The organism is Kineococcus radiotolerans SRS30216 = ATCC BAA-149 (assembly GCF_000017305.1).
GTDB classification, from domain to species: Bacteria; Actinomycetota; Actinomycetes; order Actinomycetales; family Kineococcaceae; genus Kineococcus; species Kineococcus radiotolerans.
On the sequence record NC_009806.1, the window covers coordinates 151,737 to 173,120 of the forward strand.

At 69.2% G+C, this 21,384-nt stretch carries 32 protein-coding genes; 8 read left to right on the forward strand and 24 right to left on the reverse strand.

Annotation, left to right across the window (positions count from 1 at the left end; translation table 11 throughout):
- The first annotated feature begins 263 nt into the window (after positions 1-263).
- The 4 genes from KRAD_RS25530 (at position 264) to KRAD_RS23425 (ending at position 4,289) form a co-directional block, all read left to right on the forward strand.
- A complete protein-coding gene (locus KRAD_RS25530; protein ID WP_012001909.1) occupies positions 264-1,442 on the forward strand; it encodes a helix-turn-helix domain-containing protein in 1,179 nt (392 codons plus the stop codon).
- Positions 1,439-2,686: a 1-deoxy-D-xylulose-5-phosphate reductoisomerase gene (gene dxr / locus KRAD_RS23415; RefSeq protein ID WP_012001908.1), complete on the forward strand. Its 1,248-nt coding sequence runs from the start codon at positions 1,439-1,441 to the stop codon at positions 2,684-2,686. Before KRAD_RS25530 ends, dxr begins: the two co-directional genes overlap by 4 nt.
- Before the next feature lie 144 nt (positions 2,687-2,830).
- A complete protein-coding gene (locus KRAD_RS23420) occupies positions 2,831-3,397 on the forward strand; it encodes a CAP domain-containing protein (protein WP_157874025.1) in 567 nt (188 codons plus the stop codon).
- Between the two features lie 43 nt (positions 3,398-3,440).
- Positions 3,441-4,289: a PDDEXK family nuclease gene (locus KRAD_RS23425; protein ID WP_012001906.1), complete on the forward strand. Its 849-nt coding sequence runs from the start codon at positions 3,441-3,443 to the stop codon at positions 4,287-4,289.
- Between the two features lie 65 nt (positions 4,290-4,354).
- On the opposite strand, the gene KRAD_RS23430 is transcribed toward KRAD_RS23425, so the two are convergent.
- The 5 genes from KRAD_RS23430 to KRAD_RS23450 form a co-directional block, all read right to left on the reverse strand.
- A complete protein-coding gene (locus KRAD_RS23430) occupies positions 4,355-5,338 on the reverse strand; it encodes an ABC transporter ATP-binding protein (protein WP_012001905.1) in 984 nt (327 codons plus the stop codon).
- A gap of 120 nt (positions 5,339-5,458) precedes the next feature.
- Positions 5,459-6,001 (reverse strand): 3'-5' exonuclease, encoded by a 543-nt coding sequence (locus KRAD_RS23435; RefSeq protein WP_049821588.1) that lies wholly within the window; start codon positions 5,999-6,001, stop codon positions 5,459-5,461.
- Positions 6,002-6,066: 65 nt separating this feature from the next.
- Positions 6,067-6,753, reverse strand: a complete 687-nt coding sequence (locus KRAD_RS23440) for a hypothetical protein (protein ID WP_012001903.1) — start codon at positions 6,751-6,753, stop codon at positions 6,067-6,069.
- A gap of 162 nt (positions 6,754-6,915) precedes the next feature.
- Complete coding sequence (locus tag KRAD_RS25535; RefSeq protein WP_012001902.1) at positions 6,916-7,266, reverse strand: hypothetical protein; 351 nt, start codon at positions 7,264-7,266, stop codon at positions 6,916-6,918.
- The gene (locus tag KRAD_RS23450) at positions 7,263-7,553 is read right to left on the reverse strand and encodes a WhiB family transcriptional regulator (RefSeq protein WP_012001901.1); all 291 of its coding nucleotides are present in this window, start codon (positions 7,551-7,553) and stop codon (positions 7,263-7,265) included. The genes KRAD_RS25535 and KRAD_RS23450 overlap by 4 nt, the downstream gene beginning before the upstream one ends.
- 364 nt (positions 7,554-7,917) lie before the next feature.
- Between KRAD_RS23450 and KRAD_RS23455 the strand changes: the two genes are divergently transcribed.
- On the forward strand, positions 7,918-8,139 hold the full coding sequence (locus tag KRAD_RS23455) for a hypothetical protein (protein WP_238985883.1): 222 nt from the start codon (positions 7,918-7,920) through the stop codon (positions 8,137-8,139).
- Positions 8,140-8,232: 93 nt separating this feature from the next.
- Here KRAD_RS23455 and KRAD_RS23460 read toward each other — a convergent pair whose 3' ends face one another.
- The 4 genes from KRAD_RS23460 to KRAD_RS26335 form a co-directional block, all read right to left on the reverse strand.
- Complete coding sequence (locus tag KRAD_RS23460; RefSeq protein ID WP_157874027.1) at positions 8,233-9,267, reverse strand: hypothetical protein; 1,035 nt, start codon at positions 9,265-9,267, stop codon at positions 8,233-8,235.
- Positions 9,268-9,278: 11 nt separating this feature from the next.
- Positions 9,279-9,425 carry a hypothetical protein gene (locus KRAD_RS26325; RefSeq protein WP_157874028.1) on the reverse strand — a complete coding sequence of 49 codons (147 nt, stop codon included), beginning with the start codon at positions 9,423-9,425 and terminating at the stop codon, positions 9,279-9,281.
- A gap of 200 nt (positions 9,426-9,625) precedes the next feature.
- On the reverse strand, positions 9,626-10,243 hold the full coding sequence (locus tag KRAD_RS26330; protein ID WP_238985879.1) for a hypothetical protein: 618 nt from the start codon (positions 10,241-10,243) through the stop codon (positions 9,626-9,628).
- A gap of 14 nt (positions 10,244-10,257) precedes the next feature.
- Positions 10,258-10,437: a hypothetical protein gene (locus tag KRAD_RS26335; RefSeq protein WP_041293812.1), complete on the reverse strand. Its 180-nt coding sequence runs from the start codon at positions 10,435-10,437 to the stop codon at positions 10,258-10,260.
- A gap of 175 nt (positions 10,438-10,612) precedes the next feature.
- Here KRAD_RS26335 and KRAD_RS27745 point away from each other — a divergent pair, with 175 nt between their 5' ends.
- On the forward strand, positions 10,613-10,744 hold the full coding sequence (locus tag KRAD_RS27745; protein WP_275263117.1) for a hypothetical protein: 132 nt from the start codon (positions 10,613-10,615) through the stop codon (positions 10,742-10,744).
- A gap of 444 nt (positions 10,745-11,188) precedes the next feature.
- On the opposite strand, the gene KRAD_RS23475 is transcribed toward KRAD_RS27745, so the two are convergent.
- The 8 genes from KRAD_RS23475 to KRAD_RS23510 form a co-directional block, all read right to left on the reverse strand.
- A complete protein-coding gene (locus KRAD_RS23475; RefSeq protein WP_012001896.1) occupies positions 11,189-11,437 on the reverse strand; it encodes a hypothetical protein in 249 nt (82 codons plus the stop codon).
- Between the two features lie 163 nt (positions 11,438-11,600).
- The gene (locus KRAD_RS23480) at positions 11,601-11,906 is read right to left on the reverse strand and encodes a hypothetical protein (RefSeq protein ID WP_049821589.1); all 306 of its coding nucleotides are present in this window, start codon (positions 11,904-11,906) and stop codon (positions 11,601-11,603) included.
- A 77-nt stretch (positions 11,907-11,983) separates the two neighbouring features.
- Positions 11,984-12,562, reverse strand: a complete 579-nt coding sequence (locus tag KRAD_RS23485; RefSeq protein ID WP_012001895.1) for a hypothetical protein — start codon at positions 12,560-12,562, stop codon at positions 11,984-11,986.
- Positions 12,563-12,714: 152 nt separating this feature from the next.
- Positions 12,715-13,128, reverse strand: coding sequence for a hypothetical protein (locus KRAD_RS23490; RefSeq protein WP_012001894.1), 414 nt, complete (start codon positions 13,126-13,128; stop codon positions 12,715-12,717).
- Positions 13,129-13,411: 283 nt separating this feature from the next.
- Complete coding sequence (locus tag KRAD_RS23495) at positions 13,412-13,753, reverse strand: hypothetical protein (RefSeq protein ID WP_012001893.1); 342 nt, start codon at positions 13,751-13,753, stop codon at positions 13,412-13,414.
- Between the two features lie 82 nt (positions 13,754-13,835).
- A complete protein-coding gene (locus tag KRAD_RS23500) occupies positions 13,836-14,021 on the reverse strand; it encodes a hypothetical protein (RefSeq protein ID WP_012001892.1) in 186 nt (61 codons plus the stop codon).
- 91 nt (positions 14,022-14,112) lie between these two features.
- Positions 14,113-14,952 carry a hypothetical protein gene (locus KRAD_RS23505; protein ID WP_012001891.1) on the reverse strand — a complete coding sequence of 280 codons (840 nt, stop codon included), beginning with the start codon at positions 14,950-14,952 and terminating at the stop codon, positions 14,113-14,115.
- 192 nt (positions 14,953-15,144) lie between these two features.
- The gene (locus tag KRAD_RS23510) at positions 15,145-16,047 is read right to left on the reverse strand and encodes an aminoglycoside phosphotransferase (RefSeq protein WP_238985880.1); all 903 of its coding nucleotides are present in this window, start codon (positions 16,045-16,047) and stop codon (positions 15,145-15,147) included.
- Between the two features lie 202 nt (positions 16,048-16,249).
- On the opposite strand from KRAD_RS23510, the gene KRAD_RS23515 reads away from it, so the two are divergent.
- Entirely contained in the window at positions 16,250-16,909 is a 660-nt protein-coding gene (locus KRAD_RS23515; protein WP_012001889.1) for a haloacid dehalogenase-like hydrolase, read from the forward strand.
- A gap of 252 nt (positions 16,910-17,161) precedes the next feature.
- On the opposite strand, the gene KRAD_RS23520 is transcribed toward KRAD_RS23515, so the two are convergent.
- On the reverse strand, positions 17,162-17,845 hold the full coding sequence (locus KRAD_RS23520; protein ID WP_041293814.1) for a hypothetical protein: 684 nt from the start codon (positions 17,843-17,845) through the stop codon (positions 17,162-17,164).
- Positions 17,846-18,171: 326 nt separating this feature from the next.
- Between KRAD_RS23520 and KRAD_RS23525 the strand changes: the two genes are divergently transcribed.
- A complete protein-coding gene (locus KRAD_RS23525) occupies positions 18,172-18,663 on the forward strand; it encodes a DinB family protein (protein ID WP_012001887.1) in 492 nt (163 codons plus the stop codon).
- 117 nt (positions 18,664-18,780) lie between these two features.
- Here KRAD_RS23525 and KRAD_RS23530 read toward each other — a convergent pair whose 3' ends face one another.
- The 6 genes from KRAD_RS23530 to KRAD_RS23555 all read right to left on the reverse strand — a co-directional run bounded on the left by KRAD_RS23530 (position 18,781) and on the right by KRAD_RS23555 (position 21,325).
- Positions 18,781-19,002, reverse strand: a complete 222-nt coding sequence (locus KRAD_RS23530; protein ID WP_041293815.1) for a hypothetical protein — start codon at positions 19,000-19,002, stop codon at positions 18,781-18,783.
- A 129-nt stretch (positions 19,003-19,131) separates the two neighbouring features.
- Positions 19,132-19,323, reverse strand: a complete 192-nt coding sequence (locus tag KRAD_RS23535) for a hypothetical protein (protein ID WP_012001885.1) — start codon at positions 19,321-19,323, stop codon at positions 19,132-19,134.
- A 30-nt stretch (positions 19,324-19,353) separates the two neighbouring features.
- Positions 19,354-19,569, reverse strand: coding sequence for a hypothetical protein (locus KRAD_RS23540; protein WP_012001884.1), 216 nt, complete (start codon positions 19,567-19,569; stop codon positions 19,354-19,356).
- 145 nt (positions 19,570-19,714) lie between these two features.
- Positions 19,715-20,158 (reverse strand): DprA-like winged helix domain-containing protein, encoded by a 444-nt coding sequence (locus KRAD_RS23545; protein ID WP_012001883.1) that lies wholly within the window; start codon positions 20,156-20,158, stop codon positions 19,715-19,717.
- 82 nt (positions 20,159-20,240) lie between these two features.
- The gene (locus tag KRAD_RS23550) at positions 20,241-20,552 is read right to left on the reverse strand and encodes a hypothetical protein (RefSeq protein ID WP_012001882.1); all 312 of its coding nucleotides are present in this window, start codon (positions 20,550-20,552) and stop codon (positions 20,241-20,243) included.
- 146 nt (positions 20,553-20,698) lie between these two features.
- The gene (locus KRAD_RS23555; protein ID WP_012001881.1) at positions 20,699-21,325 is read right to left on the reverse strand and encodes a hypothetical protein; all 627 of its coding nucleotides are present in this window, start codon (positions 21,323-21,325) and stop codon (positions 20,699-20,701) included.
- Between the last annotated feature and the right edge of the window lie 59 nt (positions 21,326-21,384).

Genomic DNA, 21,384 nt, shown 5'->3' on the forward strand with positions numbered 1-21,384 from the left:
GGCGGCTTCGCCGATCGGGAGTTCGCCGCTCCCGTGCTGACCGACTCCGCCGCCGTCGTGCTCCACCCTGCTGAAAGTCGAAATGGAGCACTCATGAGCGTAGACGCTCAAGCGCGTCCTTGTGCACCCCAGGACGCTCAACACGCCCATCTGACGGTCGGCCACCCGACCGCCGGCGCATCACCTGTCACTTCCGTCTCACGCCCCGTGCACATGGCCTGTGCACTCCGGCGAGCTCGCCCGGTGAAGTGCGAGGTCGCGTCGTGAGCATCGAAGCCACCCTGTGGGCCTTGAACCTGGCACCCGTTCCGATCGACGTCAGCAAGACGAAGCAGTCCCCGTCGAGCTCGTGCGGCTTCGTGCTGGTGGCGCTGGCCAACCACGCCGACCCGGAAGGTCTGAACGCCTTCCCCTCCGTGGAGACGATCTGCCGCTACACCCGCCTGTCGGAGCGCACCGTTCGCAGCTGCCTTGACCGGCTCGAGGCCGAAGGCATCATCCGTCCCTGCGACCCCGCCATCGTCGCCGCGAAGATCAAGCGGGGTGACAGACGACCCAATGGGTACGACCTGATGGTCGACCGCTTCCGGGAGGACCTGTCGGACGAAGAGCTGGTCAACATCGCCAGGAGCAACACTCTGCTGCGTCCGTTCATCGCCAGCTACCGCCCTGACCTGGGCATTTACCCACGGGGTGCAACGGCTGCACCCCGTGAGACGCCAGCGCCACGGGGTGCAATGGCTGCACCCCGTGCGATGACGCCGAAGACACGGGGTGCAATGGCTGCACCCCGTGAGGAGGCGCTTCAAGCCGACGGGGTGCAAGTGTTTCCGTCACGGGGTGCAGCCATTGCACCCGAACCGTCCTTGAACCCCCCTACTGAAGACAGCTACGTAACGTCCACGTCGGAACGTGGCGGGGCTGTGGATAACTCAAGCGGACAGCGCATCGGTGATGACCCGGCACACCCTCCAGCGACAGCTGCTCTCGAGGGCAGCTCGCCGGCCGCCGGTGACGTGGTCTTCGTCGCGATCGACGAGGACGAGGTCGAACGCACGTTGCTGCACCTGCCAGACCGCCTCCGCCCAACCCTGGCCGAGGCAATGCGTCTGCGGCAGCTCATCGTCCAGCGGATGCAGCGCGGCTGGACCAGGGAAGCGATCCTGGCGGCGGTCGAAAGACGCCTTCGCCCAGGGGGGACGTTGAACAACCCCTGCGGCTTGTTCGCCAGGATCCTGGTGCCGCTGGACGAGCCACCATCGCAGCAGACTGCTCCGGAGGCCGTCTCGGTTGCGGTCGAGGAGGACCCCTGGTGCGGGGAGTGCGACAAGACCAGCCGGCGCGTCCTGGACGACCAAGGCTTCCCCGACTACACGCTGCCCCCGTGCACTGACTGTGCCCAGCTGAGCTTCGCCCACCACATGGAGCGAGGTGCATCGTGACCCTCGACGCCAACCGTCTCGAACCGGTCGACTCCCTTCAACCCGGGGGCGCGGCTGAGGAAGTCCGCGACATCGTGCTGCTGGGATCGACTGGATCCGTTGGCACGCAGGCCGTCGACGTCGTAGCGCGCAACCGCGACCGCTTCCGGGTCGTCGGCCTCGCCGCCGGCGGCCGCCGCCTGCAGATCCTGGCCGAGCAGACCCTGGACCTGCAGCCCGCGGTGGTCGCCGTGGCCCGCGGCGGGGCTGAGGAGGACTTCCGCGCCGCCCTCCAGCAGGCCGCAGATGCCCGGGGTCTGCGCGCGGGCCAGTGGCCCGCTCCCGAGGTCCTGACCGGTGCGGCGGGGGTCGAGCAGGTCGCGGCGTGGCCGGCGCACACCGTGCTGAACGCCGTTGACGGCGCCCTGGGTCTGGCCTCCACGATGGGCGTCCTGCGCGCTGGCAGCGTCTTGGCCCTGGCCAACAAGGAGTCCCTGATCGTGGGGGGCCGCTTCGTCACCGAGGCTGCCGCTCCGGGGCAGATCGTGCCGGTCGACTCCGAGCACTCCGCGATCGCCCAGGCGCTGCGTTCTGGGACCCGCGCCGAGGTCGCTCAGCTGGTCATCACCGCCACTGGCGGTCCCTTCCGCGGCCGCACCCGCGCGCAGCTGGCCGACGTCAGCGTGGCGCAGGCCATGGCGCACCCGACGTGGTCGATGGGTCAGGTCATCACCATCAACTCCTCCACCCTGATCAACAAGGGCCTGGAGGTCATCGAAGCCCACCACCTCTTCGCCCTGGACTTCGACCAGATCGCCGTGGTGGGGCATCCGCAGTCCCGCATCCACTCGATGGTCGAGTTCGTCGACGGCTCCACCATCGCCCAGGTCAGCCCCCCGGACATGCGCCTGGCCATCTCCCTGGGCTTGGGCTGGCCCGAGCGGGTCCCCGCCGCGGCGCAGACCTTCGACTGGACCCAGCCCGAGACGTGGGACCTCTTCCCGCTGGATCACGAGACCTTCCCCGCGGTGCAGCTGGCCTACCAGGTGGGCCGGGCCGGGGGCAGTGCGCCGGCGGTCTACAACGCGGCCAACGAGGTCTGTGTGCGGGCCTTCATCGATCGGCGTCTGCCGTGGCTGGGCATCGTCGACACCGTCGCGCGGGTGGTCGCTGACCTTGGCGACCCGGCCGTGGCCAACCTCGACGACGTCTTGGCCGCTGATGCGTGGGCGCGGCGACGCTCTAATGAATTCGTGGAGGTATGACCGGCAGGTCGGACTTATCGTCAACGAAGTGAGTGACTACCCCGCTGTGCCTCAGGCGTCCTGGAAAGCATGAACGCACCCACCGCACCCATCTGAGTGATCACGTCTTAGGTTCAATGCAGCGCCATTCCGATGCAGCAGGGCATGACCCCACTCGCCCGCCGCCTAACTGCCGCGCTTGTGACCGCTGCTGGCATAGGTGCAGTGATGCTGTCGCCAGCTAACGCTGCCGCACCAGATCCTCGATGGGAGACAGCGCGTCTCATCAACGTCGACCGCGCAGCCCACGGCCTGGCGTCGCTGCAGCGCGAGGCGCACGTGGACGCGCTAGCCCAGGAGTGGGCTCAGCACATCATCGAGACCGACGACTACAACCACCGGACCAACCTTAACGACGACATCATCCCGGGCATGTGGATGGGCGGAGAGACGCTGGCCATGTTCTGGGTACCCAGTGGTGAGCCCATCAGCCCTTCCAGGACCGTCCAGGCGTGGATCGACAGCGAGCGCCATCATCATGTCCTGCTCCACGACCAGGCCACCTTCATCGGAGTCGGGGTGAGCTGCTCCTGGGAGTGGTGCGTCTACGTGGCCAACGTCTCTAGGGTCAACCCCTACTGGAAGGGCGCTCCGTTGACGGTCCAGATTGTGCCCGACCCCACCATGAAGCCCGTGGTCGTCCAGCGCGGTGCCCGGAAGGTCCGTCACTGAGAGCTTCCTGCGGACTGTCCGGGGCTGGTGACAGACTCAGATCATGAGCACAGAGCCCGCTGAGTCCGCAGAGCCCTCCTGGGAGGAGCAGCTCACTGACCCGGTCGGCTACGGCCTGTCGGAGACAGAGGCTCAGCAGATCCGCAACGAGATCATGATCGGCAAGACCGCGATGCTCCTGCAGAGGCGCGGTCAAGACCAGGCAGCGGCTCTGATGCTCGACGTGCAGGGCATCGATTACTACTCCTACTTCCTCGACGGGCGAGACCCCTGGGACGACAAGGCCCATGTGACGGTGGCTCAGATCGATGTCGAGACCTACCTCCTGCCGAAGTTCAGCGAGGATCTGCAAGAGCAGATCCGTGAGGCCATGCACGTCGTGGCTACGCGGGAGCACCGGTCCGTGAATGCCCTGGAGCTGCGCGAGGTCCTTCCGGAGGTCGGTGAGGACTGGCGCCAGCAGCTCTCCCGTGAGCTGGCCACGGAGCGGCCCACCAACCAGGCGCGCAAGGTGCGTCTTGAGTCTGGTGCTATCCAGCGGGACGGGCTCTTCTTGACCAACCTCTGGGAGCAGCGCATCTATACGACGTTGCTGCAGGTGCAGGCGGAGATGCCAGACACCGAGACCATCAACATCGCGCCCCTGGTGGGGATGCGGGTCAAGGGCCACACCTACGAGCCGGACGTCTTGATCACCTACAAGGGCTTCGCCGGGGTCATCGAGGTGGATGGTCCTCACCACTCCGGCAGGCGCGCTGCTGACGGCTCCCGAGACCGCCTGCTCAAGAAGGGCGGCATTAAAGTCCTTGAGCGCATCACGGTGGAGGACCTGGAGACGCGGGAGTCCGCCAGGAAGTTCGTGGACGATTTCCTGGCACAGCTCGGCCGGTGAACGCAGAAAACACCCCACCCAACCCGTGAGGGTCGAGTGGGGTGCTTTCATCTGAAAGACGATCTCTAGCGCCCTGCGCCAGTAAGCGTAGGAGTAGCTCCGCCTTCAAGGGTCAGGGTGGTGGATCGATACTGGACGTCGGAACTGGTGAGCTGCATGAACGCTTCCTCTAGTGAAGCGCGCACCGGACTCAGCTGGTGCACGCGAAGCCTCGCCTCGACCGCGGCCTCCCCGATGAGCTCAGCTGAGAGCCCTTCCACGTGAAAACGCCCGTCGGCGTCCTCGGTGATGTCCACCTGCTCTCCTCGAGCGGACGCCTCACCGGCCAGCCTGCGCAGCAGAGCGGCCAGGTGTTCCACGTCCGGGGAGTAGACCGTCAGCCCCACGGTCTCGACCCGGGCAAGGAAGGCATCCAGGGATTCGTCAGCGATGAGACGCCCGCGGCCGATGACGATGAGGTGATCAGCGGTCTGGGCCATCTCGCTGAGCAGGTGAGAGGAGACGAAGACGGTGCGTCCCTGGGCGGCCAAGGTGCGCATGAGGTGCCGCATCCAGCGCACGCCTTCAGGGTCCAAGCCGTTGAGGGGCTCATCGAGCATCACCGTCGATGGGTTGCCCAGCAGTGCGGTGGCCAAGCCCACCCGCTGGCCCATCCCCAGCGACAGGCCACGGATGCGGGTGTCGGCGGACTCGGCTAGGCCCACCAGGTGCAGCACGTCGTCGACCTGGTGTGGGGGGATGCCGCACGTGGCGGCCAGTGCCTGCAGGTGTCGGCGCACGCTGCGGCCGGGGTGCACGGCCTTCGCCTCCAGGAGGACCCCCAGGGTGGACATGGGCGCCGCGTGCTCAGCGAAGGGGCGTCCGTCCACCAGGACACGTCCCGACGTCGGCCGCTCCAGACCGGCGATGGCCCGCATGGTCGTCGTCTTCCCGGCCCCGTTTGGCCCCAGGAAGCCGGTCACTTGACCCGGACGGGCTACGAACGAGACCCCGTCGACGGCCACCTTGCCGCCGCGGTAGGTCTTGCGCAGGTCCTGCACCTCGAGCACGTTGCGGTCCCCTCTCGTTGCCCTCTCCGCGACGTCACCCTGTCCTGTCCTGAGCCGGGGGACAAGCCGCGCACGACGGGGGTAGTCGATCGCGCCGGAGGACCGGTGAGCTGGCCCGGCTCAGCCGGCGGCGATCTCCTGGAGGACCTCGGCCAACGAGCGGCAGTCACCGACCGCGCGGTGCCGGGCTCCAGGCAGACGCGACGCGCGAAGGTGCCGGCCTCGGCTGTCCACGCGTCCTCGAAAGCGGGTGTAACAGTGCATGCCGCATCCCCACCGCGTGGAGCTCAACAGGTCCACGCCGATGCGCTCGCCCTCGCGGCGCAGCAGCCCCCGGTCGAAGCGTGCGTTGTAGGCGATGACGTGGCGTCCTGCGAGCGCTGCGCGCAGCTGCGGGGCCACCATGAGCAGGTCGGGTGCGTCCTGCAGCTCCTCGTCGCCGATGCCGTGCACGGCGCGCGCGCCCGGGTCTACCGGTGTCGTGGGGCGCACCAGGGAGCTGAACAGCGGCGCGCCGTGAACGTCGGTGATCGCGATCTCCACGAGCTGGCCGTCGAGGGCGGTGGACTCGGTGTCCAGCAGGACCGAGGACTCATCGGCCAGCCACCGCTGGGCTTGGCGGACGGCCTGGCGTCGGTGGGTGGCCGGCGCCAGGCCGCCCAAGGGGACTCGTGCTGGGTGTGCGGTGCGGACGGGCTGCAGAGTGGTGCATCGCAGTACCTCTGACGTCACGACTCCTCCTTCGGCGCGTACAGCGGCCGGTTGCCGTGGCGGGGCCGGTGGCTGCGGAAGTCAGGGTTGAGCAGCTGCCACACCCGCTGCTCCGAGATGCCGGCGGCCTGGGCCAGCATCGGCTGCGTGATGCCCTGCGGGTTGAGCACCGACGCGCTGTAGAGCGAGCGCACGAGCTCGTCGCGCACCTCGCGGACCGCCGAGGCCCACTCCTCGGCCTGCACGTGGGCATGCGCCAGCTGCGGCAGCGTCTCGAGGGCGTCGGGCACCTCCACGATGCCGAGCTCACGTGCGCGCTCGGCGACCTGGGCGGGGGAGGCGGTGCGCAGGAACGGGCTGGTCTGGCTCTTCAGTGCGCGCCGGCGCAGCTGCAGCCAGCTCTGGTCGTTGGCGGCCAGGACCTTGTGCAGCCCCTGGGCGCCGGCGTAGAAGGACGCCGACAGGGCCGCGTCGTAGGCGGCCTGACGGGCGGTCTTCGCCTCGGCGGTGGCCTGGGTCGCGGCGTGCCCCACCCGCTCCAGGCGTGCCAGGCCCTCGAGACCGGCGAGGTCCTGCAGGAACGCCTGCAGGCGCTGACGAGCCTGCTCCCGCAGCTGGTTGCGGTCGGTGGGGGGAAGGGTGGGGTCGGCCATGAGGAAGCTCCGGGGCAGGGTGGGAGGTGGTCGTTCGAGGAGGGTGAACATGAGGGTCTTCCGTTCTGGTTGAAGGTGTGCGTGTCGTTGTCGCTGCGCACGACACGCCCCGAAAACCTAGCACACTAGGAGTTGGTGCAGGCGGGAGCGTGGCGTCGCCGTGGGGCCGGTTGACCCCTGATGGTGGTGCGGTGAACGGGTGGTCGGTGATCTTCAGATCTCGTTGCGTCGGGAGAAGGTGGCGCAGGCGACGAGCTGGGAGGACTCGCTGCCGGGGATGAAGCGGATGTCGTAGAAGCAGCCGCTGAGCTCGTCTAGCGCGGTCAGGGGAGGGGCTCCGCAGGACCTGGTGACCAAGTCGGTCATGTCCTTGGCGTTGACCCGCAGCTTCACGAACGGGGTCCTTGGTGTCAGTGCTTCACCTACGGGACACAGGTAGGCCAGGAAGAAGGAGCCTGGCTCCGAGGCCAGGCCCGTGCGCGCAGCCGCCCCGCCAGCGGATGTCGAGGTGCTCGCGGGCGGGTTAGCGCGCTCGCCGCGGCCGCGGCGGTCGAAGAGGCTCATCGTGTGCCCTCCCGCCGGTCCTTCTTCAGGCGCCGGCGCTCGCGCTCGGACAGCCCGCCCCAGATGCCGAAGCGCTCGTCGTGGGCCAGGGCGTACTCGAGGCACTGCTGGCGCACGTCGCAGGACTGGCACACCGCGCGCGCCGTCTTCGATGGTCCGCCCTTCTCGGGGAAGAAGACTTCGGGGTCGGTCTGGGCGCACAGTCCTGCCTCGCGCCAGGACGACGACGTGCCGTCGTCCGGCTCGGGGGTGGGGGTCTCGAAGCGGTGAAGTGTGTCGAGGGTCATGACGTTGTCCTCCTGCTGGTTGGGTGGTGGCCGGTTCCGGTCGCTGTCGGTGCCGAGCAACTAGAACCATAGCACGCTAGGTCTGTCGTCGCAGCAATCCTCCTTGTGTCCTGTCTTACCCAGGTAGGTGCCGCTGACGGCACTGCTGTGACAGGTGCAGCACCCAATCTCGGCATTGGGTCGGCGGTGCACGGTCATCGGCCGGGTTGTCCGGTAGGGCCCTGTCGCTTCTACCGGCCAGACTGGCCAGCCCTCGCCTCTGCCGTGGTGGCCCGTCGTGAACGCCCCGTGTGCGCTGTCCACAGGCGGATCGCGCCGTCACTCGAGGCGAAGGTCATCCGCGATGATCGGCCGCGTGCAGAAGATGGCCGTCGAACAGTGGTGGACTCAGGCCGACCCCGTCACTCGGATCCGTGCGCTGCGACTCGAGGCAGCGGACTTGCTGCCCGAAGACATGCAGGTCGACCTAGCGATGGCCGGAGTCACGGTGAGCGCCATCGGTTGCGGATGGGACCAGCAGCCTGAGGGGTACTGGGTGCCTCAAGTCCTGTGGGACTTCTTGCGAGCCCGTGACCACGACGACTGACCGGCCACTGGAGGGAAACCGCCGCGGGCTTCCCGACGGTCCGCGAAGACGTCAGGAAGTCCGCTTCATCCTCGATGGGAGAACCTGAGCAACTCACTCGTTCGGGGCCGGAAGCGGCGGCTGGGAAGGAGGGACGGTTGTGAGAGCCGCCTTGGCCTCGCACCGGTCTGGTTCGTTCTCGGCCCACACCTGGTCGAAGTCGGGTCCGACCCAGGCCGTCACACAGGTCCGAGAACGAAGCATCAGCGCTGCTGTCGCGTAGCGCTCATCTGATGCCACCTGGATGCCGGCGGCGGACGGCGACGCGGTCGAGCTCAACGCCTGACGGAGCCGCTCCTGAGCTGTCCACGACGCAGAAGCGTTGGCCCGCAATGCATCCTGCAAAGCGGCGACCTGCAGCTGCCCAACCCCCGACCACGGCCAGCCGATCTGATCGATCTGGCGCAGCGATGCAGCCTTGAGGTCAGAGCTGAGCTGCTCACCGGTGTTCAGATCAACATCGCTCGACCGGGCTGCACAATCACGAGCCCAGGCCGCGTTCCGCTTCTCCTTGCTCATGAAGGAGGCGGGGGAGAACAGGCCGTCGTCCAGGCTGGGCTTCGTGTCGGGATCCAAGGTGCTGACGCTGACGGTGCGGGCACCGTCGATCCCCTTCGTCGTAGCGGGAGTCACGGTCAAGAGCCGGCAGACGTGCACCGTCTCGGTGGGTTGCCACGAGTGCAGGGTGAGGCGCTGCCACCACTTGACGTCGTGATCGTTGGCCACCGTGAAGTCCAGCACCGCGCGAAATCCCCGCGCTGCAGCTGGAGCATCCGCGCCGCTGTACCCCGGGGCCACGACTTCGGACAGCGACACGCTTGCGCCAGACGCGGCGAAGGTGGCCTGCTGATCCGCACCGCCCGCCCCGGCGACGACGCGTGCCGCGGCTGCCCCCGCCACCTCATCGAACCTGCTGGTCGCAGGCTCATGGAAGGACGCAGTCGGACCGGCGATGAAGGCGACGCCCGCGAGGAAGAGACCCACGGCTGCGGCGCCGGCCGCGACAAGAGCAGCGTCGCCCGAGACGCTAAGTCTGCTGCCTCGCTTCCGGTTCTGGGGGGCGGACTTGCTGAGGTCGGTTCGTTCCACGGGCTGATCGATCACAAGTCTTCGGGTCCTTCCGTGCTCTTGACGTCACGACTCAGGTAGCGGTGGAGCATCTGCCGATCCAGTTCGCGGATCGGCTTGGTCACCGCCGCCGTTTCACGGGGGAGGTTGACGGCGTCGGGCCATCCGGTCAGGCTCACCGGCGCAGCGCCTCCAGGGCCACCGCCGGCCGCCGTGACCGCCGGTTCTCTGAGGTGCCGGTCTTGATCGGTGCACTCGCTGCCGCTGGGAGCATGGTGGGTGAGGATGCGGTGGCCCATCGAGGACGCCTCGTCTCGTCTGCAGGGGGTGGTATCGATGGAAGGTGTCGGTGCAGGTGGCGGCGAGCGGTGCGCGCCGCTCACGTCGAGCGCGGTTCCTTGGCTGCCGCCTGAGCGGCGGACACCCCGTCGTCGTAATCGTCGATGTGGATCCCGCCCGTGGGGTCATAGCGGCCGCCGACGTGGTCGGGGTCGTAAGCCATGAAGACCACGTCGGGGCGCCCGCCGTTGTAGGCGGAGTAGGTCTCGTAGCTCCACCCGTCGGGGGCGTACTCGTCGTTCCACCGCAGCCTCGCAGTCGGGACGAAGCCGGCAGCGGAGTAGACGCGAGGGAGGACGGTGTCGAAGCAGTCCAGGCGTCGGCCCCCGGCGGCGACGGCGGTGGCGAGCATGGACTCAGCGCACCCGCGGTGCTCTCCGTCGGCGCGGGAGAACACCGAGACGATCTCGTCGCCCTTCAAGGCCACGCCGGAGCGGCCGTCGTCGGTGACCAGCAGGCGCATCTGGGCGTACTCCTGCTCGGAGTAGACGTAGACCGACGCCGCGTAGGGAGTGCTCGACGCCAGTGCCGCGATCGAGTCGCGGTAGGCGCCGGCGTCCGCTGGCGCGAGCTCGTGCAGGGTCGGAGTGGACTTGCCCTGGGCGCGCAGCCGTGCGGCGAGGTCTTCAGGCGGTTGGTGCACCGCGATGGGCTGCACCGATCGCCCGTCGATCAGAAGCCGATCAGGAGCGCCTCCTCGATCGCCCCGTCCGACCACTGCGCCTCGATCGTCTCCCGCTGCGCCTGGGGCAGCTCCGGGCGCCAGCCCTGCCGCCGCAGGAACGCCTCGCGCTCCTCCGGCGTCAGGCGACTGGCCGCGGGACGGTGCTGCGGGCTGGTGGGTTCGGTCACGGTCGTTTCCCTGCTCTCTGGTGTCGGTCGTGCTGCTGGCTGTGCTGCTGGTCGTGCCGCTGGGCGACTCGGTGCTGGTGGTCAGGGTGGAGGAAGACTCCGGCTGGGTCACCTCGGCGGCAGCAGCTCGCGCTGCAGCGCGTCGCTGGCGACCCTCCGCCAGGCGCTGCCGCAGGTGCTCCCGCTCTGCCGCTGTTCCCTCGACGTCGCCGTGCTCCAGTCGCTGCTGCAGGTCACGCTGCCCGGCGGGGGTGGAGTCGAAGTCCCGTTGGGCGTCCCGGTGACGCTGCAGCGCCTGCTGCCGTGACGGACCGTCGACACCGGCCTCCTCCAGCTCCTGTAGGCGCGCAGCAGCGGCCTCCAGGCGGTGCCGCCCATGGGCTGAGCAGCGCGGCCCAGGCTTCTTCTGACACATCGTCTTCGCCCTTCCTCGGTCTCGGTTCACCTCGGTAGGTGCTCCTGGGCCCTCGGGTGTGACAGGAGAAGGCCGCGGCCCATCACCGCGTCGCTTGGCCAGCTCGTTCGAGCCGCGAGCCGCGAGCCGAGAGCCGCGAGGTGCTGAGGGAGGGGTGCCGCCGGTGGCGGGGGTGCGTCAGGTCTGGTGGGCAGGTGCTGGCGCCTGGGGCGGGGCGCTGCCCTCCTTCCGCCGGGGCTGGCGGTAGGTGCAGCGGGGGGCTGGTCGTCCGCCTGCCGCTGCACCTGGCGTTGACCTCCGGGAGGGGAGTACCGCGGGGTAGCCGTTGCTGCCTGGTCACGGCCTCGGATGGCGCCACGCGGCGCTCGCGGCCCGGTAGGCCGCCTCCAAACGCCGCGCGAGGTCGTCAAGTGCTGGTTCGACGGCTCGGTCGAGGGCGATGCCGGCGAGGGTCACCAGCGTGAGCAGGAGGAGGAGGGCGGCGAGCGCGATCAGGCGGCGACGCCGGTACATGCGCTGACGCTCGAGGCCGGTGGGGCTGGCCAGCAGGTAGGGGTGGGCGGCGGGTCGGGTGGGCTGGAACATGGGAGCGGTCTCCTGACCTGAGGGGTGGGTCGGCCTACGGGGGGTGGGGAGCAGCTGGGCGTCGTGCGAGGACGACGTCGCCGGGAGCAGGGGCCCGCGCGGTGGTTGCGGTGAACGGGTCTGGCTGTGGGGGCTGGTCTCGCCGGGTCAGCGGTCCTCGGGGTCAGCGGTCCTTAGGGAGAAGGACGGTGGTGACCGAACGGTCGGCCTCGGTGATGACCCAGAAGGTCTGGTCGTCGATGTCGTAGGCGGAGAACAGGAGCTGACCGCTGTGGACGGCCTGCTCGTTCATGGCGGCGTACTCCGCGCTGATGCTGCCCCAGTCTCCGCTGGCGTGGCGGGTGAGCAGTCCAGCGATGTCGGTGGGGCCGTGCTGGCGGGTGCGGAGCCAGCGGCGGACGCTGGCCGTCATCACCAGGTGTCCGGTCTGCACTCGCGGGGTCGGGGTGCTGGGGGCGGTGGCGTCCACGGTGTCCTCCTGGTTGATGGTGCCGGGTGACGATCGGGTCGCTGTCCGATCGACCTGTAAACCATAGCACGCTAGGTCTAGGCGAGGAAAGAGTGCCCGGTTGACGCGGCCTTTGCTCGCAGCGCGTCGCGTGTTCCTTCGATGTCCCGCCCGCCGGCCAGGCGCCGGTCCGGGTCGAGCGCCAGCAGCTCCAACAGCGCAGTCGCAGCCCCCGCGTGGTCACCGCCTCGGGCGGCCGTCAGGGCGGCCGCCTCCAGTTGCGCTGCGGCGTGCGAGCGCCGCTCTGCCCGCCGGGCCCTTTCTGCCTCGGTGAGGGTGAGCAGGTCGACGTGCTCGCTGAGGTAGGCGGCGGCGACCGACGTCACGTCCTGGGCGCTGAGTCCCGTCGGCGCTTGACGCCCCCACGCGTTGCCCACGGCCGCCGCAGCGTCGTAGAGCGCGGCGTGGCTGAGGTGGTCGGCCTCGAGGTGGCCCGGCTTCGTCTGGGCGCTGTCCAGGGCATCATCGTTGCCGGCGTCGTTGCCGGCGTCGTTGCCGGCGTCGTGGTGGCTGGCGTAGCTGGGTGCAGCGTGGGTCTCGGCGAGGATCGCCAGCCGTGCCCGGGCCTTGGGGGACAGGCTGGGCAGCAGGCACTCGCCTATGGGGAAGCGGGACACGGTGACCTCCGGGGTGTGATGGGGAGTAGATCAGCGGTGGTGGGCGCCTGGGGGAGTGGGCGCGCAGGTCGCGGCGAGCCCGACCTGTTGGTGCCGACTGGCGGAGAGTCACCCGGCGGCCGCGGGACGCCGCGGCCGCCGGGTGGGGCCGGTCAGTAGGCCGCTTGCGTCACGTCGGCGCCGAGGGCGCCGGCCTGCTCGTAGATGTCGCTCAGGCTGACCGTGCGTTCCTCGCCGCGGCTGTTGATCGCCACCGTATAGCCGATGAAGTAGCGCAGGTTCTCGGCACTGACCTCCATGAAGATCGCCACCGATCCTTCGGCCAGCCACTGCGAGACGTGGGCCGGCACTTCCAGGTCGATCACTTCGTCGGAGCCCTCGACGGCGATGCTGCTCGGCCAGCTCCCGTCGGGGCTGTTGCTCACCAGACCCGCCCGCAGGGGGTTGTCGTCGGTGGTGATGACCTCCATGCCGGTGGCCGCGGCGAAGTCGGCGAGCGCGCTGCGAGCGGCCTCATCACGCAGGAGGAAGTAGTTGCTGCGTGCCTTGGCGTGGTAGTCGGCCATGAGGTGCCGGTCCCTTCGGGGGTTCTGGTTGGAGTGGGGTGCTGGAGGGTCGCTGTCCCCCAACACCTCAAACAATAGCACACTATGTACGTCGTGAGGTCAGTTCAGCGAACTCACTGCGTGCGCTCCTTGTGAGCGCCGGCGCACCGCGAGAGGGGTGCTCGGCCAGCTCAGGTAGCGCGACGGGCCAGCTCGGCGGCGACGTCACGGGCCAGGACGCGCAGCGCGGCGACCGACAGGTGCGCCACCTCGGCGGTCTCTCCCACCGTCAGGCAGTAGGAGTTCACCCCTGCTCGGCGAGCGGGGTGAACTCCTGGGGGCCGGCGACGACCAGGACCAGGCCGCTCGCCTCGTCGTGCTGGGACTGGTCGAACACCCGCCCGCACCGCTGGCAGGCGAAGTGCTTCCCGTCCCATCCGTGGTCCATTTCGACCGCGTTGGTGTCGGAATTGGCGAACCCGTCACCTCGGCCGATGTCGGTCCCGCACACGCACGTCATGCTCTCCAGGTCGTCCGGGATCTCGCACCGGCCGTACTCGGCCTCCTGGACGGCGGCCGCGGCTGCGACCGCGTCGCCGGCGCTGGCGAGAATGGCGGCGCGGGGGATGGGGGTCTCGGTGCTCATCGGGTGCTCCTCGTGTTCGTGCCGGGTGGTGCGGGGTGCCCGGTCCGCGTCGGCGCGGGTCGGGCAAGGGGTGGAGCTGTGGTCAGGCGACGGCCGGGCCGATGATCCATGCGCTTGGGCCGTGCTCGGCGTACGGGGCGAGGTCCGCGTAGGTCACGCCGTGCGCGGCGAGACCGCGGCGGGTGACCCGGCCCTCGTCGACTGCGGCGGCCAGGGCTGCGAGCTGCTGCGAGGCGGCGGCGGGGGCCTTGTCCAGGGCGGTGGTCACGGCGTGCTCCTGACTCGGGGTCGTGCGCGGGTGTGGGGCGGCAGTGCGATCCGCCGGCCGCCGCGTCACCGCGGCGGCCGGGGCGTGCAGGTCAGTGGTCGTCGCGGTCCGCGTCGACGTACAGGTCGACGGTCAGGCGGGCCGGGCCGCGGCCGGACTCGCGTGCCCACTCCTCGACCATGCTGGCGGCGACTCCTTCGGCCTGCTCGATCGTCGTCGCGCCAGCCTCGGCCCACGTCATCGCGGCGACGTACGCACCGGAGTCGATCGGAAGGGTGTGCTCGGGGTCGTAGATGGCGATGACGCGGCGGTCCAGGTCGGGAAGTGTCCTGCCGTGCAGATCGTCCGCGACGGCGGGCTCGTCGTCCTCGCCGTCGTCCTCCTCTTCGTCGTCGTTTTCGTCCTCGTCCCAGCCCTCGGGCTCCGCACCCAGTCGCATGGCCTCAGGACTCACGCCGTCTTCGGCGGCAGCGAACTGGATGCCGTCATGGTGGGAGAGCGCGTCGATCAGGTCGCTTGCGGCATCGCCCCGCACGACGGTGACGACGGTGATGTAGGCGGGTTCTCCATCCTGCGTGGCGTCCGGGTCATGCACGTCGTCCCCACATCCGTCCCCGGCCGTGGCATCCACCCAGGCGCCCTGCAGGTCCTCGTGGACGGTTGTGCCGCACCGCCCGCACGGCTTCTCGGGGGCCTGGCGGATCGTGACGGTCTCGGTGGAGGGGAGGGGCTCGCCGTTCTCGCGGAGCACGATCGTCCAGGTGTCGTCCCCGTCGTCGGTGATGGTCACCTCGTCGTAGGTGGTGGGCGGGTAGACCTCGGCGCGCATCTCACTCCACGCGGTGAGGGCGGCCTCGCGGGTGGGGTGCTGCTCTTCGTGGAGCGTCGCGTTGAACGTGTCCGCGTCCGAGACGGTGAGCGTGTGGGTCATGGTTTGCCTCCGGTGGATGGGGGGTCGCTGTCCTCCAACGCAACAAACCATAGCACACTAGTAAAGACGGTGAGCGGCGCCCGCGAAGCAATCCCCGCGTTGTGCCCCGTACGAAGCAGGCATGTTCAAGCTTCCGCGTTCGCGGTCATCCCGCGTTGATGGTGCGTTCTGGCGGTCACCAACTGGACGTGGTCATCGCCGCGGCGTGGTCAGCCGTTGCTCCAGCCAGCGCAACGTCTGCAGCCCCTGCTCGCGCTGCATCACGCGCAATCCAGGGATCGCCGCTACCTCCGGCAGGTGGCCCTCACGCCAGCACCGCCCCGCCAGACCGGCGAGAGCCACGTTCACGGCGTCGGCAGGAGCATCCGCCCAGCAAGAGGTCTCCAGCAGCTCCTGTGGGTCGTGCCCGTCCGCGGCCACGTCGGGAGCCAGGCGCACCAGGTCCAGCCAGCCCGGAGCACTCCACCGGTGCGTCCAGTCCACGATGCGCAACCGCCCACCCGGCTCGCGCATCACGTTGTCGCGGCGCAGGTCCCCGTGGTGCAACGCCGCCCCAGCCATGAGGGTCGGCAGCCAGCGGCTCTCCAGCTCTGCCAGCTGCTCCACCGCCACGTCGACGGGCAACGGACGCCCCCGCACGTGCTCGACGGTTACCGCGCCCGGGTCACCGGGGGCAGGACCGGCGGCCAACGCCTGCCATGTGCCCAGCAACGGTGTGAACGCCTCGGCGAAGGGCGTGATCCCTGGCGTGGGGGAAGGGTCGAGGCGCGCACGCATCCGCTTCACCACCTTCAGCAGAGCTGGGAGGTCCTCACTGCGCCAGGTGCTGACGGTCGCACCGTCCAGCACCTCGTAGGCGGCGACCCGCCAGGAACCGCACGCCATTGATCCCCGCAGCTGCGGCCCGAGGTCGCCGACGACGTTGGCGAGCGCCGCACCCGCTTCGACGGCCTCACCCATCCCATCGCCGAGGGCAGCAGCCTTGATGAAGAGCCGCCGTCCGCGGGCGTCGACGACGGTGGAGGCGATGGAGGCGGTGAACCCCGCCGCCGCAGGGAGCTCCACCACGGGTGGGCCGCCGAGGAAGCCGGCCACCGCCTCACGGACCTCGGCCGGTGCAGCGGCCAGGGTCGGTCGCAGGACAGCAGGACCCTCAGCTCTCACGACGCCATGCTCCCGCACGCCTCCCCGGCGACTTCACGGTCCTCCCGCGTTGTGCGCGCTGCCGCGGGCAGTCGGTGACTTCACTCATCTGCCGATCTCCGGGCGGTCGAGCACCGTCCTCTAGGGTCGCCCGATGGTTCAGCAGCAGTGCGTCGTCTTCGACCTCGACGACACCCTGGTGGCCTCCGACTCCTTCGCCCGCTTCCTGGCCTACCTGCTGCGCCGCTCCCCACCACGCCTGGCCTTGGTGGCACTCACTGCCCCGGGGTGGGTACTGCTCGGCGCCCGCCGCTCCAGTCGACTGCACGCGGATCGCCTCCTCACCTGGGCCGCCACCGTGGGCCTCAGCCCCGCCCGCTTCGAGGCGCTCCTGCGCACCTTCGCCGCCCAGCACGCCGCCGTCGAAGGCGGTCGACGCATCACCATCGCGCTGCAGCGCCTCCACGAGCACCTGGCCGCCGGGGACCGAGTCGTCATCGCCACCGCCTGTGCTGAGCCCTTAGCCCGGGAAGTCTGCAAGGTCCTGAACCTACGAGGCGTCGAGGTCGTTGCCAGCACCTTCACCGCCCACCGCTGGCGCCTGCCCCACGCCGCGCCCGCCCGCGGCCAGCAGAAGGTTCAGGCCTTGCAGGACGCCGGTATCCAGCTACCCGTCGATCACGCCTACTCCGACAGCGTCAACGATCTGCCGCTGCTGCGCGCAGCACGCACCGCCCACCTGGTGCGCCCCTCGAGACGTCACCTGCCCCTGCTGCTGCGCGAGCTGGGCCCAGAAATTGAGGTCCTCAGATGAGTACCAGCCGCCGATGCCGCGTTCGGGGTCAGCCCGCGTTGTGTGCGGTCCCTAGCGGTTGGCGACGACCTCACATGCCGAAAGGCGCGCAATCGCGTGGACTGGGCAGCGCCCGCCCTGCGGGGACGAGATGGTCCAGCTTGGGGGGCGCCTTCGGGTACGTAGTCAATCAGGACAACAATGTGACGAAACCATTGCAACCCTCGGTCAGGCAGGCATACGTCGCGTCGAGATGGACAATGGGGTGGAAGGCTAAGCCTTCTCGTAGGTCGTGATTTCTAGGCCCAGGCCAGTGTTGTCCCTCCCGTAGACGCGAAGAACCGAATATCGACCGTCACTCGTGTAGACGCACATCCATGCGCCAGTCGCGAGGTCAGCTGCCTTAACGTAATTGAATGTGTATGTTCGAGTCGACGAACAGCTCTTGTAATCGGCCACAGTGTTGCCGAGGTAGGCAATCTTGGCTGGGCTGGCGATGCGGAGGTCACCGTCAACGTTGGTGTAAGCGATGTCCTGGGCTTCCTGCAGTAAAGGATTCCACCCATAAATAGATTCTTTTACGTCCAAGTCCAGCCCAGAATTGTCGGGGCGTAGGACAGCCTGACCGGTGTGCCGGATCGCAGGATCCATTGAGATGCTCTCTGGTGCAGTACCGACGACAGCATCCACTTGGGCTTGCAAAGTTTCGTTCGCCGCGGTCAGGGATGAAACACGGGTCGTCAGGTCACCGACTTGGTTTTTAAGATCGTCGATGGTCGTGCGCTGGCCCGCGATGGTGTCGTCGCGCTGTTGAACAGTCTGATTGCGCTCGGTGAGCTGCGTCTGAAGCCGCGATGCGTCGTCAGACTTATCCTTAATCACCCAGCCGAGCACGATCACGATTACACCTAGCCCGGTGGCGACCCATTGGATCCACTTGCCGCTCTCGTCACGCATCCCCGCAATGCGTGCGTACCAACGTGGTCGCGGCGCTGGCGTGGGAGGCGTGGGAGGCGTGGGGGTGGGGGTAGGTGTACCGCCCGTGCCGCCAGCTGTGCTCATCGTGCTCCTGTTGCTCCATGTGGGTGTGCTGAGCACACGGTAGGGGACGGGTCCGACGCGACCGCGCGGTTACGTGAATCTGCATACGAAGGTGGCAGCAGGTAGGCGGAAGCGGTCGCGAGGCATAACCGGACCGTAGCGGGACAGTTGCCCGCGTCCACCACATCGCCGGCGCGGCCGAGACGGCCTCCGGATGTCGTTGCAGTGGCAGGGTGGCTGCCATGTCGAAGCGGGTGCCGCTCAGGGGCGAGGAGAAGGCGAGCCTGCACATCAGCCTCGACCGTCACCGCGACGCCGTCTTGTGGAAGCTGGAAGGGCTCGACGAGGAGCAGTTGCGCCGGCCCATGACACCGACAGGCACCAACCTGCTGGGGCTGGTGAAGCACCTCGCCGGGGTCGAGTACGAGTGGCTGCCCAAGACCTACGGCCGAGCGACCGAGCCGCTGGAGACCGACGTCGTCGCCGACATGAACGCCGGCCCGCACGAGTCCACCGCCGACATCGTCGCTTTCTATGGACGCGCCCGGGCCGCGTCCGATGCGGTGATCGCGGAGCATGGCATCGATGACGTCGGCACGGCGTGGTTCGGTGAGCAGGTCAGCCTGCGTCGGGTTCTCATCGGCTTGGTCGAGGAGACCGCTCGCCACGCCGGGCACATGGACATCCTGCGCGAGCTCATCGACGGAGCCATCGGAAGCCACCGGCCGGACTGAGCATTGGGCGCGGCTTGACACACCTGTCTGTTGATCGCACGGCCATGCCGCCGTCCGCGCTATCGGCGGCCAGCTCGCGGACGCGGAGCGTGACATGCCGGGCGGGCGGGGGCACCCCTAGATGCGCGCGCCGGGGTCGTCTGGCAGGGCATCGAGCATGGCGATGCCGTCTTCCGGGGTGACCTGCAGCCGCCCCATCTGAGCGGCGTCGTCCCAGACCAGAAGACCGAAAATCTCGAAGTCAGCCAGGCACTGCGCGGCGGCGAGGTCGTCGACCTGCCCCTCGACGTGGAAGCTATGCAGCGACTCCCAGTAGGGCGGGACGCCGGGTTGCGCCATCCGCCACGGCGTGATGCCGAAGCGCGGTACTCCTCGAAAGACAGGCCGAGGGTCTGTGCTGGGAGGTCGATCGTCGGGCTGTCGCTCATGGCACAAGTCTCCTGGTCGGATCGGTGCTGGCGTGGTTGATCAACGGCGCGCGTCGCGGCGGCGCCGTTCCTCTTGGACGAGGTCCGTGGTCCCCACCAACAGGAACGGGATCCCGAACACGATGGGAATGACGAACAGGACCTGGGCGGGGCTGGTGATGGTGAGGTGCCAGAAGACGCCGAATGCGGTCAGGGCGAGTCCAGCGACGGCGAGTAGGGCGTGGCGCTTCACGAGAGCTCCTGGGTCTGTGCGGGTGGGCGGTCAGATGATCGCGGCCTGGACGATGCGCCGGCATGCCGTCAGGACGGCGCCGGCGGCGTTCTGGTCGGGCAGGCGCGTCCCGGGGTCAGCGTCGTCCTTGGCCGCGGTGTAGAGGGTCTCGGCGTACTCGGTCACCAGCTCAGCCTGCTCGGCGGTGACACGGATGACTCGGGACCCGTCGGCGCGGCGGTTGGCGACGTCGAGGGCGTCGAACACCGCGGAGTGGACGACGTCGAGGGGAGCCTGTGGCGCGGGCGGGGATGCGGAGCTGGTGTGTAGTCACGCTGGGCTCCTCGCTGTCGATGCCGACGGGTGCGGTGCCGCGCCAGAGCTCGTCGGCCCCGGCGCGGCGGTCAGGCAGTCAGTGGACGAGACGCCAGCCGAACCCGTAGTCGATGTCCGCGCGGCCCTGCTTCTGGAGCTGGAGGAGACCGGCGCGGAGGGTGTCGACATCGATGCCGGTGCGCTCGACCAGTACGCCGAACGCGATGGGGTCACGATGCAGGCACCCGACGATGCGGTCGAGGGTGTCGGCGGGCAGGGGCGCGGCGGGCGGCTCGAAGGTGCCGCGTGCGCCTTCCGGCTCGACGACCTCGACGAGCGCCCATCCTTCGTTCACCTCGTCCTGGGAGTGCTGGGGGGACCACTGCTCGATGCCGCACGACCTGCCGGTGCGCTTCACGACGCGGCGCGCGGCGGCCTTCGTGTTGGCGCGGGTGTCGTAGCCCCTGGATTCGCCGTCGGCGGTGAGGGTGCGCCACACCCTGCTGGGGGCGGCGGTGTTGGTGGCGGTCTGAGCGGTCACGATAGGGCTCCAAGGGCTCGCTGGCGGGCGTTGCGGGATGCGATGAGGTTGAGGCCGGTGTCGGCCAGGCCGTCCGGAGGCGTCAGAGGGAGAAGACGCGGTTGACCAAGCCGGGGTCGTCGCAGGCGGTCACCCTTGCCTCATAGGTCGCGTCGTCGCAGCGGCCGGTGCCGGTGAAGGGGTAGATGTGCTCCATGACCCACTCGTCGTACTCGGCGGCCCTCTCGTCGAGGGTGGGCGGCGCGGGGATCGTCTCGTCGTCGACGGTGGTGACGACGACCTCGTCGGCGTAGGCGTTCTCGACGCGCAGGCTCACGGTGATCGTCCGAGGCGGCAGGACGCTCCGCGCGGTGCCGGTGGATGCCTGCTCGGCGGGGGTGGTCGGGGTGGTCATGGTTCCTCCGGTAGATGGGGGGTCGCTGTCCTCCAACACCACAAACCATAGCACACTAGTAGTGTGTCGGCATCTCATCGACACCCACGAAGCGGGCACCAGATGCAGACGACCGGCGCTCGCTGTCGCGCCCCGGGTGGAGCCGCTCAGCGGCCGTCGCGCAGGATCTGGCGCTCGAAGACCATGTGCAGGTCGGCCTCGGTGTTCGCGGCCGTCTCGGTGGCCTCGGCGGCGTCCGCCGTGACCGGCTGCTCCTCGTCAGCTTCACCGGCTTCCTCGGCGGCGGGGTGGTCCGCACACCACCCGTCGTCGTCCAACGTCCCCGGCGCCACCTGCTCGAAGCACCCCTGGCACTCCGGCTCCGTCGCGTGGAGCTCGGGCAGCTCACGACCCGTAGCGAGCCTGAACCGCTCCCGGTAGGACCAGGCTCGATCCCCGTCGGCCACGCTCGGGCGGTTGGAGACCGTCAGGATGCTCGCCACGCTGCCCAGGAAGTCCGCGCCGCCGTCCCAGGTCGGGGTGGTCCCCAGCAGGGCCGCGAGGTGGTCCACGGTGAGGCGGTCGGCCAGGAGGGCGGCGTGCTCGTCGGCGGGGACGGTCACCACACCGCCGGCGACGCGGGCCGCGACGGCGTGCGTCGCGTCGTCCACCACTCGGTCAGCGTCGGCCACGTCGGCGGGCAGCGCACCCACGTCGGCCAGGGCGGCGCGGATCGCGTCGTTCAGCGCGGCGAGTTGGTCGGAGGTGAAGACGGGGGAGGTGGTCGTGGTCACGGCGGGGTGTGCTCCTGTCGGGTGGGGGGTCGGGGCCGGCTACGCGGTCCGGGATGAGG